At 58.5% G+C, this 15,414-nt stretch carries 18 protein-coding genes; 6 read left to right on the plus strand and 12 right to left on the minus strand.

What is annotated here, in order from left to right:
- Positions 1 to 260: 260 nt before the first annotated feature.
- The gene (locus tag QFW87_RS15805; protein WP_283188204.1) at positions 261 to 1,628 is read left to right on the plus strand and encodes a cache domain-containing protein; all 1,368 of its coding nucleotides are present in this window, start codon (positions 261 to 263) and stop codon (positions 1,626 to 1,628) included.
- A 33-nt stretch (positions 1,629 to 1,661) separates the two neighbouring features.
- Positions 1,662 to 2,294, plus strand: a complete 633-nt coding sequence (locus tag QFW87_RS15810) for a response regulator transcription factor (RefSeq protein WP_033057767.1) — start codon at positions 1,662 to 1,664, stop codon at positions 2,292 to 2,294.
- A gap of 270 nt (positions 2,295 to 2,564) precedes the next feature.
- Here the strand turns inward: QFW87_RS15810 and QFW87_RS15815 are convergent, their stop codons facing one another.
- From QFW87_RS15815 to QFW87_RS15830, 4 genes are all read right to left on the minus strand, one after another.
- Positions 2,565 to 3,911, minus strand: a complete 1,347-nt coding sequence (locus tag QFW87_RS15815) for a glutamine synthetase family protein (protein ID WP_283184045.1) — start codon at positions 3,909 to 3,911, stop codon at positions 2,565 to 2,567.
- Positions 3,912 to 3,935: 24 nt separating this feature from the next.
- Positions 3,936 to 4,490, minus strand: a complete 555-nt coding sequence (locus QFW87_RS15820) for an XRE family transcriptional regulator (protein ID WP_008154577.1) — start codon at positions 4,488 to 4,490, stop codon at positions 3,936 to 3,938.
- Between the two features lie 25 nt (positions 4,491 to 4,515).
- Positions 4,516 to 5,805, minus strand: a complete 1,290-nt coding sequence (locus tag QFW87_RS15825; RefSeq protein ID WP_283188205.1) for an FAD-binding oxidoreductase — start codon at positions 5,803 to 5,805, stop codon at positions 4,516 to 4,518.
- Positions 5,806 to 5,964: 159 nt separating this feature from the next.
- Positions 5,965 to 7,167, minus strand: coding sequence for an NAD(P)/FAD-dependent oxidoreductase (locus QFW87_RS15830; protein WP_283188206.1), 1,203 nt, complete (start codon positions 7,165 to 7,167; stop codon positions 5,965 to 5,967).
- Positions 7,168 to 7,451: 284 nt separating this feature from the next.
- Between QFW87_RS15830 and QFW87_RS15835 the strand changes: the two genes are divergently transcribed.
- Positions 7,452 to 8,021 (plus strand): Rrf2 family transcriptional regulator, encoded by a 570-nt coding sequence (locus QFW87_RS15835; RefSeq protein ID WP_283184041.1) that lies wholly within the window; start codon positions 7,452 to 7,454, stop codon positions 8,019 to 8,021.
- A gap of 3 nt (positions 8,022 to 8,024) precedes the next feature.
- Here the strand turns inward: QFW87_RS15835 and QFW87_RS15840 are convergent, their stop codons facing one another.
- Both QFW87_RS15840 and QFW87_RS15845 read right to left on the minus strand, forming a co-directional pair.
- Positions 8,025 to 8,360 (minus strand): hypothetical protein, encoded by a 336-nt coding sequence (locus QFW87_RS15840; RefSeq protein ID WP_283184040.1) that lies wholly within the window; start codon positions 8,358 to 8,360, stop codon positions 8,025 to 8,027.
- A 70-nt stretch (positions 8,361 to 8,430) separates the two neighbouring features.
- Complete coding sequence (locus tag QFW87_RS15845; RefSeq protein ID WP_129443501.1) at positions 8,431 to 8,649, minus strand: hypothetical protein; 219 nt, start codon at positions 8,647 to 8,649, stop codon at positions 8,431 to 8,433.
- A gap of 170 nt (positions 8,650 to 8,819) precedes the next feature.
- On the opposite strand from QFW87_RS15845, the gene QFW87_RS15850 reads away from it, so the two are divergent.
- Positions 8,820 to 9,059, plus strand: a complete 240-nt coding sequence (locus QFW87_RS15850) for a hypothetical protein (protein WP_283184039.1) — start codon at positions 8,820 to 8,822, stop codon at positions 9,057 to 9,059.
- 13 nt (positions 9,060 to 9,072) lie between these two features.
- Positions 9,073 to 9,426 carry an osmotically-inducible lipoprotein OsmE gene (osmE, locus tag QFW87_RS15855; RefSeq protein ID WP_283188207.1) on the plus strand — a complete coding sequence of 118 codons (354 nt, stop codon included), beginning with the start codon at positions 9,073 to 9,075 and terminating at the stop codon, positions 9,424 to 9,426.
- Between the two features lie 57 nt (positions 9,427 to 9,483).
- Here osmE and QFW87_RS15860 read toward each other — a convergent pair whose 3' ends face one another.
- Entirely contained in the window at positions 9,484 to 9,687 is a 204-nt protein-coding gene (locus tag QFW87_RS15860; RefSeq protein WP_111452175.1) for a DUF2188 domain-containing protein, read from the minus strand.
- A gap of 211 nt (positions 9,688 to 9,898) precedes the next feature.
- On the opposite strand from QFW87_RS15860, the gene QFW87_RS15865 reads away from it, so the two are divergent.
- A complete protein-coding gene (locus tag QFW87_RS15865) occupies positions 9,899 to 10,261 on the plus strand; it encodes an NUDIX hydrolase (RefSeq protein WP_283188208.1) in 363 nt (120 codons plus the stop codon).
- 5 nt (positions 10,262 to 10,266) lie between these two features.
- Here the strand turns inward: QFW87_RS15865 and QFW87_RS15870 are convergent, their stop codons facing one another.
- The 5 genes from QFW87_RS15870 to QFW87_RS15890 form a co-directional block, all read right to left on the minus strand.
- Complete coding sequence (locus tag QFW87_RS15870; protein WP_283188209.1) at positions 10,267 to 11,040, minus strand: 1,6-dihydroxycyclohexa-2,4-diene-1-carboxylate dehydrogenase; 774 nt, start codon at positions 11,038 to 11,040, stop codon at positions 10,267 to 10,269.
- 183 nt (positions 11,041 to 11,223) lie between these two features.
- Positions 11,224 to 12,237 carry a benzoate 1,2-dioxygenase electron transfer component BenC gene (benC, locus tag QFW87_RS15875; protein ID WP_283188210.1) on the minus strand — a complete coding sequence of 338 codons (1,014 nt, stop codon included), beginning with the start codon at positions 12,235 to 12,237 and terminating at the stop codon, positions 11,224 to 11,226.
- Between the two features lie 10 nt (positions 12,238 to 12,247).
- Positions 12,248 to 12,736 (minus strand): benzoate 1,2-dioxygenase small subunit, encoded by a 489-nt coding sequence (gene benB, locus QFW87_RS15880; protein WP_283184035.1) that lies wholly within the window; start codon positions 12,734 to 12,736, stop codon positions 12,248 to 12,250.
- Positions 12,733 to 14,097 carry a benzoate 1,2-dioxygenase large subunit gene (benA, locus tag QFW87_RS15885; protein WP_283188211.1) on the minus strand — a complete coding sequence of 455 codons (1,365 nt, stop codon included), beginning with the start codon at positions 14,095 to 14,097 and terminating at the stop codon, positions 12,733 to 12,735. Before benA ends, benB begins: the two co-directional genes overlap by 4 nt.
- A 275-nt stretch (positions 14,098 to 14,372) precedes the next feature.
- The gene (locus QFW87_RS15890; protein ID WP_283188212.1) at positions 14,373 to 15,332 is read right to left on the minus strand and encodes an AraC family transcriptional regulator; all 960 of its coding nucleotides are present in this window, start codon (positions 15,330 to 15,332) and stop codon (positions 14,373 to 14,375) included.
- Between the last annotated feature and the right edge of the window lie 82 nt (positions 15,333 to 15,414).

Here is a 15,414-nt window from a genome sequence, read left to right on the forward strand (position 1 = left end):
CTTTTGGTTCCTTTAGGGGCGTTTGCCAAAAGGGACTCGCCGTAAGGGCGAAACCCTAAGTGGCCGTTACCGCAGAAATGGATATGTACTCAGTCAACAACAGCATGGTCGGCCCTAAGGCCGCCATCGCAGCGATGCAGCGATGCAGCGACCCGACAAGCCAGCCACAGGTCATTCCGTCCAGCACCGCTACTGGACGCGCGTATCTTTGGCATATGATGCCGGGCCTTCGCCTTCCCTCGGTCCGGACAGGAGCAGAGATGCAGCTCAAACACAAAATCGTCGCGCTCGGGATTCTTCCGCTGGTGTTGGCCATCGCCGTCATCTGCGCGCTGGTGATTTCCATGAACCGCCAACTGGGTGAACAACAGGCGCAACTGATCGAAGACAGCATTCTGGCCAGCAAGCGCGCAGAACTTAAGAACTACGTCGAAATGGCGCAAAGCCTGATCGAGCCGCTGTACGACGACGGCCACGGTGATGAACACGCACAGCAAAAAGTGCTGGAAGAACTGCGCAAGCTCAGCTTTGGCATCAATGGCTACTTCTTCGTCTACGACCACGAGGGTCGCAGCCTGATGCACGCGCGCCAGTCCGAGCTGGTGGGCAAATACCTGTGGGACATGAAGGACCCTCACGGTTTGCCGGTGATCCAAGCGTTGCTCAAAAGTGCGCAATCGGGCGAAGGCTTTCAACGCTACGCCTGGAACAAGCCCTCTTCCGGCCAGGTGACCGACAAGCTCGCCTATGTGGTGATGCTGGATCGTTGGGGCTGGATGCTCGGCACCGGCATCTACCTTGAAGACGTTGAGCGCGCAACCCAGCAGGCGCGTGACGAAGTGGCCCAGGGCATTCGTAAAACCATGCTGGCGATTGCCGCGGTGGCCCTCGTGGCGGTGCTGTTTGTCTTCGCCAGCGGCATGACACTAAACGTCAGCGAGCATCGTCTGGCCGACAAAAAACTTCAGCGTCTTACTCAGCGTATCGTCAGCTTGCAAGAGGAAGAGCGCTCACGGGTTTCTCGTGAACTGCACGACGGCATCAGTCAGCTACTGGTCTCCATCAAGTTTCAGTTCGAGCTGGCCAGCCATCTGCTCGATAATGGGCAAGCACACGACAAGGGTTTGAGTACGCTGAGAGATGCCACGGAGCGCCTGGGGGAAGCGATTGGCGAGGTTCGCAGCCTCTCCCACGACCTGCGCTCCTCGCTGCTCGACACCCTGGGGCTGCCGGCGGCGATCGGTCAACTCGCCGCAGAATTCGAGCAACGCAGCGGCCTGGTGGTGACTTACAACGACAACGAATTCGACTGCCACTTGGTCGATGGGGCAGCGGTTTCGCTGTTTCGCATCGTGCAAGAAGGCCTGACTAATGTTGAACGACATGCCCAGGCTAAAAACGTCTCCATTACCTTGTACGGGTCCGAAGATTCCGTACGGTTGACAGTGGTCGATGACGGTATCGGTTTCAACGTCGCCCAGGTCGAACGTCGTCATACGGGCATTGGCCTGCGTAATATCCGTGAGCGTGTCGAGCATTTTGGTGGACGATTCGACCTGATCTCGATGCCGGGAAGAAGCGAGCTGGACGTTTGGCTGCCAATGAAAATGCCCGGTACAACACGCTGACTCACCCCCTGACAACAAGAGTGAATACCCGCGATGAACCTGCCCTACCCGATCCGCGTCGCCCTGGTCGACGATCACGCCCTGGTCCGCGACGGGATCAAAGCACTACTGGCGGTCATGGCCCCCCTGGAAGTGGTGGGCGAAGCCGAGAGTGGCGCGGATGCCATTGAAATGGTCGGACGCTGCCAGCCGGACCTGTTGCTGGTCGACATCAGCCTGCGGGACATGAACGGGCTCGAGCTGACCCGGGTGTTGCGCAGCCAGTACCCGTCGCTCAAGGTGCTGGTGCTCAGCATGTACGACAATAATGAATACGTGAGTGAGTCCGTTCGCGCGGGGGCCAGCGGCTATGTGCTGAAGAATTCACCGTCGCGGGAAATCATCGCGGCGATCGAAGCCATCGCCAGTGGCGGCACGTTCTACAGTGCCGAGATCGCCCAGCGGCTCATCGCCGATAAAAATACCGACAACGAGCTGACACCGCGCGAGAGCCAGGTGTTGTACAAGATGGCCCAGGGGTTGAACAACAAGGAGATGGCCCGCGAACTGGACATCAGCGTTCGCACGGTAGAAACCCATCGCTTGAGCATCCGTCGCAAACTCAACATCGACAAACCGGCGGCGCTGGTCAAATACGCGATCGATCACGGGATCATCTCGCGGTAGTGGATATGCATCATTTGCCGCTGTGATTGTGGTCTTGATGCACCGGGTCAGATTGTGCGCACCGGTCCGAATTTCAGGCAAAAAAAATCCCAGGCAGCTGATGGACGCCTGGGACTCAAAATGCATAAACCGTGGTGGTGAACGCGGGGCGAATATTACTTAATATTTCTGCCTGCAACAAGATATTTTGATTCACTATCCGGTTACTAAAACGTCTAACTCATTAAATATCCACACAATTTTTATGGGCGAGCGTCGAAAATTCCCCCTTTACAGGTACCAGCGATACTCCCGCGCACTGATATCCTGCAGGAACGCCAAATGGTCCTGGCGCTTGTTTTCGCAGTAGACATCCACAAATTCCGCCCCCAAACCCTCGCGCAGCTGCACGTTGTTTTGCATCGAACGCACGGCCTCCAGCATCTCCAGCGGGAAGTCGATTCCGCTGCCACGATCTTCGTTGAGGGATGCAATCGGTTCACGCCCCACTTCCAGCCCTTGCTCCAGCCCTACCAGAATCGCCGCCAACACGAGATAAGGATTGGCATCCGCGCCCGCCAGGCGATGTTCGATGCGCAGATTTTTAGCGTCCGACTCAGGCACCCGCAGGCAGGCGTCACGATCTTCAAAGCCCCAACTGGCGCGCGTCGCGACATTCACCGTGCCGCTCAAGCGACGCATTGCGTTGTGATTCGGTGCAAAGATCGGCATGCAATGCGGCAACACTTCAAGGCAACCGGCCACTGCATGGCGCAGCGCCTGCTGATCGTTAGCCGCCAACAGGTTGGTTCCCGCCTCGTCGTAAAGGCTCACATGCACATGCATGCCGCTACCGGGATGCTGCAAGTAGGGTTTGGCCATGAAGCTGGCGCGGTGGTTGTGCTTGAGGGCCACGCCCCGTGTGCTGCGGCAGAACAGGGCCGCCCAGTCGGCCGCACGCAGACCGTCGTCAAGGTGACCGAAATTGATCTCGAACTGGCCCGGGCCCAGCTCCGCAGTGATTACCGTGGCATCAATGCCTTGCGCCCGCGCCGTCTCGACCATGTCATCGAGTACCGGTGAAAATCTCGACAGCCGTTCGATGTGCATATTCGGCTGATCATCGGCATCGTCGGTCAGCTGATCGCGAGGGAACTGTGGCAAGCCGTCACGTAGCTGGCGATCGAACAGATAGAACTCCAGCTCGAACGCGACCACGGGGAAAATCCCTTTTCGGCCGAGGCGCTCAAGCACCTGCGCCAACACTTCGCGCGGCTCGAAGACGATTGGCTTTTCAGTACCGTTTGAAGTAATCAGCATCTGCCCCAGCGGTTGCTTTTCCCAGCTCACTGGCTTGAGCGTACCGGGCACCAGGCGGCGTGGAGCATCCGGGTCGCCGTCGTTGAAACAGTAGTCGCCGATTTTGAACAGACCGCCCTGCGTACCCAGCAACACACAGTTTTGCGGCAGCTTGAGCACGCTGCCAGCGGCGACCTTCTCGAGCATGTCTATCGGGTAGCGTTTGCCGTAAAAATGCCCGGGGATGTCCAGGGAAATCAGGTCAACGTAACGCACCTGCGGGAAGCGCTGGCGAAACGCGCGAACCTCAGCAACCAGATCAGAGCAGACAGCATCCATCGTTAGTGTTCCTTGTTGTTTTTATCAGGTGTAAACCCAAAGCACCCGGGCGAGCTGATCCGAGAGGTTGCCGTAGCGACAATGCGTATGACTGGCCAGCTGAAAACTGTCTCCGGTGCGCAATGTCACCGGTTTATCGTCATCCAGCCACAGCGTCAGCTCACCCTCGAGGACATAGCCACCCTGCTCCGAGCTGTCGTTCATGTGCCGATCACCACTGCTGGCGCCGGGCTCCAGTTGGCTTTCAAGCATTGAAAAGGACGCCCTCATCTTCGGAGAGACAAGGATGTCGGTAATCCCGTCGGCGTAATACAGCGTGCGTCGCTCATCCGGACGGGTCACCCAAGGCAATGCCATGGGTTTGGGCAAGCTGTAGAAATAAGTGGTCGGCACGCCGAGGGTTTCGCTGATGGCGGTCAAGTCCGCCACCGTGGGACGTGACAACCCCCGTTCTACTTGCGAGAGAAACCCGACCGAACGACCGATTTTGTCCGCCAGCTCTTTCAGCGTGTATTTTTTGTGTTTGCGCAGGTCCTGGATCAGGATCGCCAGCGCCGAGATTTCTTCTTGCATGTCCATCCAGAGGCTTCCAGAAATTGATGCTTCAAAGGCTGTCGCGCAGCCGATACCAGGCCTTGCCGATGGCTTCCAGCGGTGCTGCCAAATACTTTCCACCGGGAAAACTGCCGTTGATCAAACCCTGGTACAACGCCAGCTCATCCGGCTGGCCAAGTATCGCGTCGGACACGGCACGCGCCCCGGCCAATGTCGGCAGCACGCCATGTCCGGAGTAACCCTGCAGCCAGTAGAGATCGCCACGTCGGCCGATGTCAGGCGTGCGTTTGAGGGTCAGATCGATGTGTCCTCCCCAGGCAAAGTCCAGTTCGACGCCCTTGAGCTGGGGAAACACGCGCTCCAGATAGGGTCGTGTCGCCGCGGCGATGTCCGTCGGCATGCCGCCCAAGTAAGTGCAACCACCACCGAACAGCAGGCGGTTGTCCGGCGTACGGCGGAAATAATCGAGAACAAACTGGTTGTCGGTGACGCACACATTGCTGGGTAGCAGCGCGGTCGCCTGTTGCTCTGAAAGTGGCGCGGTGGCCACCTGATAAGTGCCAACCGGTAACACGCAACTCGACAGCTGCGGATCAAGCCGATCAAGGTAGGCATTGCACGCCAGCACCAGCACGTCAGCGCGAATGCGACCGCGTTCAGTGGTGACCACGTAACGATCACCTTCTTCGCGATAATTCAACGCCTTGCTCTGCTCATGAATGCGTCCACCGGCCTGTTCAATCGCAGCGGCCAGACCGAGCGCCAGTTTCAGCGGATTCAAATGCCCACCTTCAGGATCGAACAGGCCCGCCTGGTAGCGCTCACTGGCGACCCAATCAGGCAACGCCTCGCGCGAAATGAACTGCAAACCATCGTGACCCCACTTGTGGCTGGCCTCGTGTTGCCATTCTGTCAGCAGACTCACCCGACGCGGCATCACCGACGTCCAGAGGTGGCCAGGCCGATAGTCACAATCAAAACCATGGCGCGCGGGCAAATCTCGCAACTCCCGGGCAGCCCAGCGCATGCTGTCCCATAACCGGCGCGCGCGCTCATAACCCAGCGCCGACTCCAACGGCGGCATGTCACACGACCAACCGAGAATGGCCTGACCACCATTGCGACCCGAGGCGGCCCAGGCCACCCGACTGGCTTCCAGCAACGTCACGCGCTTGCCGGTCAGGGCCAGACGCAACGCCGTATGCAACCCACTGAAGCCGGCCCCGATGATCAACACCTCAGTGTCCTGCTCGCCCTCCAACGCGGCTCGATCGAACAGACGATCGGCGCAGGTGTGGGCGTAATAGCTGGCGACGTGCTGGGTAGATTGCTGAAACATGCAGGCCTCGTGAATTTTTATACTTATACTTTCATGAAAAACTACACGTTAAATTTCACGGCCGCAACCGTTCAAGGCACAAAAAAAATCCCGCCCAAGAGAACCCAGGCGGGATTTTTTCTAAGCAGGCAGCGTTATCGAAGCAACGCTGCCGACGTTTCAGGCGACAGGGATCATCGGATCCGCTGAAGCCAGCGCAGTGACACGATCAGCCGCGGGCGGGTAGATCCACATCGTGTTGATCTGGGTCTTCAGCGCTTTGGCTTCCTCCTTGATCAACTTCACCTGGCGGTCCCAACCCTCGGTGTAGACCGCGCCCCAGGCGCCCAGATCCAGACAGGTCACGTATTTGGGCTGGCTGTACGGGGTCGGGTCCACGCCCAGAATCTGTGCGGCCACGTTGTTGCCGGCATGACGACCCAGCGAGATAGCGTGCTGGCAGGTCATCAATGCGAAGTTGCCGATGTCATCGCTGGCGGCGTAGGCCACGTCGCCGGTGGCGAAGATGTCTTCCTGGCCAATGACTTTCAGGTGCGCGTCGACGTGCAGACGGCCCAGGTGATCGCGTTCGGCCGGAATCTGCTCGGTCAACGAACTGGCGCGCACACCGGTGGTCCAGACCACGGTTTTTGCATCGATACGCTGACCATCGGTCAGGGTCACGCCATTTTCATCGACGGCGACGACCGACGATTTCAAGCGCCATTTCACGCCCGTTTCAATACTGGCTTCAGCGATTGATTCGGCGATTTCGGCGCCCATGGACCCGCCAACTTTCTCGCCACGATCAACGATGATCACTTCTATGTCGGCACGATCACCCAGGATGGCGCGCAGCCGCGCAGGCATTTCAGTCGCAGTTTCAATCCCGGTGAAGCCACCGCCGGCCACCACTACGGTGTTGCGGGCGTTGCTTTCTGGCAGGTTGACCAGGGACTTGAGGTGATTTTCCAGGCGTACGGCCTGTTCGATCTGGTCGACGTCGAAGGCGTGTTCCGCCACACCTGGCGTGTTCGGCAGTGCCAGACGGCTGCCGGTCGCCAGAACAAGTTTGTCGTAGCTGCACACTTGCTGGTTGCCCGACGCATCGAGGTAGCCGACACGTTTTTGCGCAACGTCGATGGTCTCGGCAGACCCCTTGATGAAATTGACGCCGACCGCATCGAACAGTTCGCCGATCGGTGCGGCCAGTTGGTGAGCATTGGGCTCGTAGAAGCGCGGACGGACTCGCAGCTCGGCCTGAGGGGCCAAAACGGTCACTTCAACGTCGTTGTGGCCATGAATGTCGAACAGACGCGTGGCGCTCAAAGCCGTCCACATGCCACCGAAACCTGCGCCGATAACCAGGATATGCTGTTTCATTTTTAACTCCGGGGAGAAGACCAAGTGATGAATTCGTTAAAGGTCACGCTCTTCGGTAGCGACTGCTTACCACTGCTGACCGGACAACGGCGACTATATTGATCCTAGTTACTTGGCACAAACGAAATTACTGATGGTTAGTATCGAAAGTTCTGATTTGTCCAAAAAAAAGGCTGATTAACAGCCAAACACGCTGCACAACGAGTAGTGAATACGCGATCGGATGCGTTGCCACGCTCGCTTTCCGCTGTTAACATTTACGACAACTTTAGTCGGAGATTGACATGTCTCTTTACAGCGCAGGCGTTGAGTACGGCATTCATTGCCTGATTTTTTTGGTGGGCAATTGCGGCGACACCCGTGAGGCGAGCGTGCGTGACCTTGCCGAGCTGCAAGGCGTACCTCAGGACTATCTGGCAAAAATTTTCACCAAACTGGCCAAGGCAAAACTGGTGGTCGCCACTGAAGGCGTGCGCGGCGGGTTTAAGCTGGCCCGGCCTTCTGACGAAATCAGCATTCTGGATATCGTCAATGCCATCGACGGCCAGAAGCTCATCTTCGATTGCCGGGAGATTCGCGGGCGTTGCGCCTTGTTCGAAGGTTCCGCGCCCGCGTGGGCGCTGGCGGATCAGTGCTCGGTGCATGCCGCCATGATGGTCGCGCAGAAACGCATGGAAGACGCCCTCGCCCAGCAGACCATTCTTGATCTCGCCAGGAAGGTCGGACGAAAAGCGCCGGCGCAATTCAATGATCAGGTGGACAACTGGATGAACGATCGTCGGGAAAAGAAAATCAGTGCGAGCACTCAGGCAAGCGACGACCCGATCATCCAGGTAACCGATATCACCGACTAAACCTTACAGACAATCACGCACTGCCTGCCGCAACGCCCCGGATTTCGCCCAAGGCGGCCCCTGATAAAGCGATACGTGGCTGCCATCCTTCGATTTCACGATATCCACAATCTCGTCGGCCGTGATGATGCTCGGTGCCGTGACCCTGTAGCCATTGGAAATCGCCGATTGGGTCGCGTTGGGTATCTCCCGCTGCCACGCCGGCAGCACGCACGCGGCATACTCTTTCGGCGCCTTGTCGCTGTACTTGCTGACATTGGGCTCACCTGGCACCAAGGACGCAGGCAACGAACAGCCCGCCAGCAACGCCAACCCTACTCCCCCAATCAATTTGCGCATGACGCTTCCTTTTCCCGAAAAAGGGGAATGTAGCGTGTCGCTGTCCAGACATCCATCCGTGGCACTGAACTCAGCAAGGGGCGTTGTGATCACCGGGATCCGGATACGACCTCTCGTTCAGATAAGTCATCCATCTTTCATACGCTTCATGCTGCCATTGAGTGACCCGCTCCCATTCCGGGCCGCTCAACTGATGTGCAGAAATCAGTTTCATCATTTCCGTGGTGGCCGCGTCCAGATCAACCATCAGCTCATGGGCATGAAATCTAAAGTCATCGGTAGCCGTCATTTGAAGTTGCCTCGCCCTAGCAAAAGTTCACTACCTCACTACGACATCGGATCTGCGGGTTCGCGTTCATTTTCCCGACAAAAGGCTGCACCAACGGTTCAGACGAACAAAACGCCCTGCCCCGGGAAATGGGACTAAAATTTCGTAGCAGAGATTGGCAGGAGATCATCATGTGGCTTAACGAATCTGAAAACGAACTTCGGCGTGACCTGCAAGGCGTTGCGTCGGATTTGAGATGGTCAGCGGTAGAGCTTTTGCGCATCGCAGAGCAGCTACGCCTGGCCGGCAATGATGTGGATGCGCAAGCAACCCTAAAGCTGTGCGAGTTGTTTCAGGGAGATGAAGACCGACTGAAGGGTTATGCCGAGGAAGTGAAAGCCAAGATTATCACTCGAACGAAAGCTCAATAGCAGGAGCACGGCCATGCACAAGCCTCTATGCGCGCTGGTCGTTGTACTGGCCGCGTCGGGTGGCTGCAGCACCGAATCGCGTGTCTATCGGGATCAGCCGTTGGTCGCAAAGGTCGAGACCGGCATGAGCAAGGATCAAGTCCAGCAGATTGGCGGCCAGCCTTTATCCATATCGGATCGCACCGCTGAGCCTGGCACTTGCTTTGACTACAAGCTGACGCAGACCGGCCATCAGCAGACGTACAACGTCAGTTTCGATGGCAGGGGCAAGGTCGACCATAAAAGCTTCATGACCTGCGCGGAATGGAGTCACGCGCAGCAAAAAGCCCGAGACCCTTCCCGCAGCACCGGCGGTGGCGGTTATTAGCCCAGGACCTCCGCGCCCAGCAAAGACAAGCCCCGGCGAACCGGGGCTGCAAGTGCGCTATTTATCTGATTTCTGGCTGCGCGCAGGCCGACTTGCTCTGGCCTTGTAGCCGGGAAGAGCGGCCGCAAAGGCCAATGCTTCCTCTCTACTGCCAAAGGCTCCAAGCCGGTCACCTTTGGTGCACACCCGCCATGGGCCGTTGTTCACGCTGAGTACGTCATAACCGTTCATGTGCATTTTGGTCAGCATCGGAACGCTCATAGTCACCTCCATTTCGGCAGTGATGATCCTGGATTCACTTGAATACCTTACACCCGAGCTTCCATGAAGTGCCGACCAGACGTCGCGCCAGGATTCCGACATCCGGTTGCACTTTGAACATCGTCCATCACTCCAAGCATTGAGACAGACACCCCGGCTCGAATATTGCATTTTTATGACTGATTTATGACAAAAGGCAATCAGGTAACACATGAAAGTACGCGCGACCGTCATTTGCGAGCAGGACCGGCATATTCTCCTGGTGCGCAAGCCAAGGAGTCGCTGGATGCTGCCCGGCGGAAAGGTTGAGCGTGGTGAAGCCATTCCCGACGCCGCCACGCGAGAGCTTCAGGAAGAGACAGGGCTTGGGGTCGACGGGTTGCTGTATCTGATGGAATTGCAAACGGGCAGCACCCGACACCATGTGTACGAGGCCTCAGTGGCGAACGCGGATGAGGCCCGGCCGCAAAACGAAATTTTCGATTGCATCTGGTATCCGCTGGACGCGGTACAGAACCTGAACACCAGCGACGCCACGCTTAGAATTATCAAAGCGTTTCAGCGTCGCCTGTAAGTCGGTCAGCCCTGGTCGCCGCCACCGACCGGCATGATCATGCCGGTGATATAGGACGCTTCGTCGCTGGCCAGAAACAGAATAGCGCTTGCCTGTTCATCCAGCGTGCCATAGCGCTTCATCAAACTGCTGTCGAGTGTCTGGTCGACAATCTGCTGATACCAGACCTTCTCTTGTGTGCTCTGCTCGGTGCTGTTGCGCGGAATGACCCGCGGCGGCGCTTCGGTGCCACCGGGCGCGGTGGCATTGACCCGAATCCCGCGACCGGCGGTTTCGAAGGCCAGGCAAGCGGTCAGCGCGTTGACCCCACCCTTCGCCGCACCGTACGGCACGCGATTGACACTGCGCGTGGCGATGGACGAAACGTTGACGATGGCGCCGCTGCCCTGTTCAAGCATGAACGGCAGCGCGGCATGACAGCACCACAGCGTCGGGAACAGCGAACGGCGGACTTCAGCCTCGATCTGCGACGCTTCGTAATGCTCAAAAGGTTTGGTCCAGATCGTCCCGCCCACATTATTGACCAGCACATCCAGACGCCCGAAACGTTCGACGGCGGTTTGCATGACGCGATTGCATTCGCTGTATTGCTCAAGATCGGCGGTCAGCGCGAGGACCTGACTGTCCCGCCCCAATTGCTGCTGAACCTCGAACACCAGCTCGGAGCGATCGACCAGAATCAACCGCGCCCCTTCCGCCGCCATGCGCTCGGCAACACGCCGACCGATGCCTTGGGCAGCGCCGGTAATCAGCGCGACTTTCTCTTTGAATCTGTTCATGTGTACCTCGTGACGACGGATGCCCGGTCAATGAAAACCACCGGACGAAACTTTGTCCTGTGGGAGCGAGCCTGCTCGCGAAAGCAACTTCACAGGCGACATCCAGTGTTGAATGTTCCGACGTCTTCGCGAGCAGGCTCGCTCCCACACTGGATTTATGTCTGGCTCGGTATCAGCGCGGGCTCAGGCCGCGCTGGCGGCAAATTTCTCGTAGTAAAAGTTTGTCGGCGCGATGCCTTTCTCACGGATGAACTGGCTGACGGCCTCGACCATCGGCGGCGGGCCGCACAGGTAGACATCGACGTCACCTTCGTTCAAATGCTGCGGCTCGATGTGCTGGGTCACGTAGCCCTTGAGCGGATGCTGACTGTCCGGGTTGGCGACGCAGGCACTGAAGCTGAAGTTCGGGATTCGCGCGGCGAAGGCTTCGAGTCGATCAAGTTCCACCAGATCGAAATCGTTGGTCACGCCGTAGATCAAATGCAGCGGATGCTCACTGCCCTGTTCGACGATTTTTTCCAGCATCGCCGTGAACGGTGCCAGCCCCGTACCGCCGGCCAGCAGCAACAACGGACGGCGAATGTCGCGCAGATAGAAACTGCCCAACGGCCCGGCCAGGCTCATGCTGTCGCCGGCCTTGGCCATGCCGGTAAGGAAGCTGCTCATCAAGCCGCCGGGCACGTTGCGAATCAGGAAGCTGACCTCGCCGTCACGCTGCAACGAGCTGAACGAATAAGCGCGGGTCTGCTCGCTGCCGGGAATGGCGAGGTTCACGTATTGCCCCGGCAGGAACGCCAGTTTGCTCAGGGCTTCGCCCTTGATTGACAGCGCGATGGTGCTGTCGGACAGCTGGCGCACGGCGCTGATGGTGGCGTCATAGCTGGCCTGACGGGTGCGGCAAACCTGAGAGGAGGTCGGCACGCGAATCACGCAATCGCTCTGGGCGCGCATCTGGCAGGTCAGGACGAAACCTTGCTCGGCTTCTTCCGCGCTGAGGGCGTCTTCGATGTACTCGTCGCCCAAATCATAACGGCCGGCCTCGGCGAAGCATTTGCAGGTACCGCAAGCGCCATCGCGGCAGTCCAGCGGAATATTGATGCCCTGGCGGTACGCGGCATCGGCCACGGTTTCGCCGGCGTTGGCGTCGATGAATCGGGTGACGCCGTCTTCGAAATTGAATGCAATGGAATGAGTCATGACGGCCGCCTCAGAGGTGGTAGACATCGATGACCTGACGAACGTAATCGTTCTTCAGGATCACTTTCTTGGCCTTGATCAGCGGGTTCTCACCGCGCACATCGAGGGTGTAGAAACTGCTGCCGAAATAGCTGTCGACGGTCTTGTAGCGAAAGCTCAGGGTGTGCCAGTTGAAGCGCACCTTGCAGAGCCCGTCGGCCTGCTCGAGCAGCTCGATGTTGCTGATGTTGTGCGAGGTGCGGGTGTCCGGAATGCTCGCACTGGAGCGTTCGGTCTTGATGCGGAAGACGCGGTCTTCCAGACCGGTGCGGTTGCCGTACCAGATCAGCGAGATTTCCCGCTGCGGGTCTTCGGTCAACTCGTCGTTGTCGTCCCAGGACGGCATCCAGAACGTCGCGTCCGGGGCGTACAGCTCCAGCCATTCGTCCCATTGCCGGTCATCGAGGTAGCGCGCTTCGCGGTAGAGAAAATCGCGCAGGTTGTCATAAGTGATGGTCATTGCACGGCCTCCACAGCAATCAGTTCGGACTGCTCGGCGGCCAAGGCCTTGAGCATGGTCTGCTGCCAATACTTGTGTTGCAGCACGAACAGGCCTTCGTCTTCGGTGCGCACGCCGCTGAGCAGCGGATGCAGGTCGATTTCCTTGGCCGCCTCATCGGCGCCTTCGATCCAGTGCTCGGCGCCACGGGACATGTCGTTCCAGGCGGTCACGCTGCCCTGATAACTGGTCTGGCAGGAACGAAATTCTTCCAGATCGTCCGGGGTGGCCATACCGCTGACGTTGAAGAAGTCTTCGTACTGACGAATCCGGCTCGAACGGGCGTGGTCGCTCTCGCCTTTGGGGGCGATGCAGTAAATGGTGATTTCCGTGCGGTCGACCGAGATCGGCCGGGCGATACGGATCTGCGAGCTGAACTGGTCCATCAGGTACACGTTCGGGTACAGGCACAGGTTGCGCGAGTTCTCGATCATCCAGTCGGCGCGAGCCTTGCCGAAGTCCTGGGCCAGCTCATCGCGACGCTCGTACAGCGGACGGTCTTCGGGGTTGGCCCAACGGGTCCAGAGCAACATGTGGCCCTTGTCGAAGGAATAGAAACCACCGCCCTGCTTGGCCCAGCTGCCGGCACTCATGGTCGGATTGCAATCGCCGGCCTCGCGCTGCTTGCGCTGGTTCTGGGTGGCGGCGTAGTTCCAATGCACGGAGCTGACGTGATAGCCGTCGGCACCGTTTTCGGCGGTGAGCTTCCAGTTGCCTTCGTAGATGTAGCTGGAGGAACCACGCAGCACTTCCAGGCCATCGGCGGACTGGTCGACGATCATGTCGATGATCTTCGCCGACTCGCCCAGGTGTTCAACCAACGGCACGACATCGGCCTTGAGGCTGCCAAACAGGAAGCCGCGATAAGACTCGAAACGCGCGACTTTGGTCAGGTCGTGGGAGCCTTCGCAGTTGAAGCTCGTCGGGTAGCCCGCTTCGGCCGGATCCTTGACCTTGAGCAGCTTGCCGGAGTTGTTGAAGGTCCAGCCGTGGAACGGGCAGGTGTACGAGCTCTTGTTGCCAGACTTGTGCCGGCACAGCGTCGCGCCACGATGGCTGCAGGCGTTGAGGAACGCATTGAGCTCACCGTCCTTGTTGCGCGCGATGAAGATCGACTGGCGCCCCATGGTGGTGGTGTAGAAATCGTTTTTGTTGGGGATCTGGCTTTCGTGGGCCAGGTACAGCCAGTTCCCTTCGAAGATGTGCTGCATCTCGAGATCGAACAGCCGCGGGTCGGTGAACATCTCGCGCTTGCAGCGATAGATGCCCTGTTCTTTGTCATCTTCGAGCAGGGAGTGAAGGTATTCGGGTCGCAGGGACATGGCCGCCGCCTCCATTGTTTTTATTCAGGCAGGGCCATGCTAGGACGGGGGGATGTGGCGGACTATCCGCTGGGTGCGGACCTGTATCCGTTTACTGCAAACGGCCCACTTCCTGTAGCAGCTGTCGAGCCTGCGAGGCTGCGTTCGAGTGCGAAGCGCTCGCGAGTTAACTCACCCCGTGCTTCAGACAGACCACAGTGTTCCGATTGGCGAGCGCTTCGCACTCGAACGCAGCCTCGCAGGCTCGGCAGCTGCTACAGGTGATTTGCGGTGTTTCAGTGGCGGCGTTTGAGGGTGTCGGACGGCAACTCGCCAAACTGTTTGCGATAACTGTCGGAGAACCGTCCCAGGTGCAGAAAGCCGTAATCCATCGCCACTTCCGTGACGTTGCGCACGTTGCAGGTCGGGTCGCTCAGGCAGGCGTAGATGCGCTCAAGGCGTTTTTGCCGGATGTAGTTTTTCGGCGTGGTGCCGGCGTTGCGTTCAAACAATCCGTACAACGAGCGCAGACTCATCCGCGCCTGGCGCGCCAGTTCTTCGCTGTCGATGTCCTGTTTGAGGTGGCCCGCGATGTAGTCGGCAATCACCTCGAACGTAGCCGTCTGTGAGCCGAGACTGATCCGGCTGACATTGGTCTTCATCAGGCTGAGCATCTTGCTGACGATGATCTGTGCGTAGTGCTCCTGCACTTTGGGAATCTGCTCGGTGGCCTCGGCTTCCTGGCAAATCATCGCCAGCAGACCGACAAAGCCTTCCAGCTCATCGAGCTGATAACGGTTCTCCAGAAACCGCACGCCCTGCCCCGGATACCGCCAGCGCTGCTCATCGCACACGGACTCCAATAACGGGGTGGGTACTTTGAGGATGAATTTTTCGCAATCGTCGGAATACGTCAGGTCCACCGGATCATCGGGATTGATCAGCAGCAACTCGCCGGGTGCGAAGTAGTGTTCCTGGCCGTGGCCGCGCCACAGGCAGTTGCCGCGCAGCAGCACTTGCAGGTGATAGATGCTTTCCAGCGCACCGGAAGTGACCCGTACGCTGCCGCCATAACTGATGCGGCACAGGTCGAGGCTGGCAAATTTGCGGTGATTGAGGCTGGCCAGCGGTCGCCCGGCCCGGGGCATCAGAATGCAATGGTTACCGACATGCTGATTGACGTAGCCCGACACCGCGTAAGGGTCGGCGTGGTCGAATACGGTGCTGCGCTGACTCAACAGTTGCGCTTGCATCATCGGGTCACTCTCATTGTTGTTATAGGTTGCGTCGGGCCGTTCCAGAAACGCCGAAGGCCACGAGATAAACGGTCGGTAATCT

It is taken from the genome of Pseudomonas sp. PMCC200344, from assembly GCF_030053095.1.
GTDB classification, from domain to species: Bacteria; Pseudomonadota; Gammaproteobacteria; order Pseudomonadales; family Pseudomonadaceae; genus Aquipseudomonas; species Aquipseudomonas svalbardensis.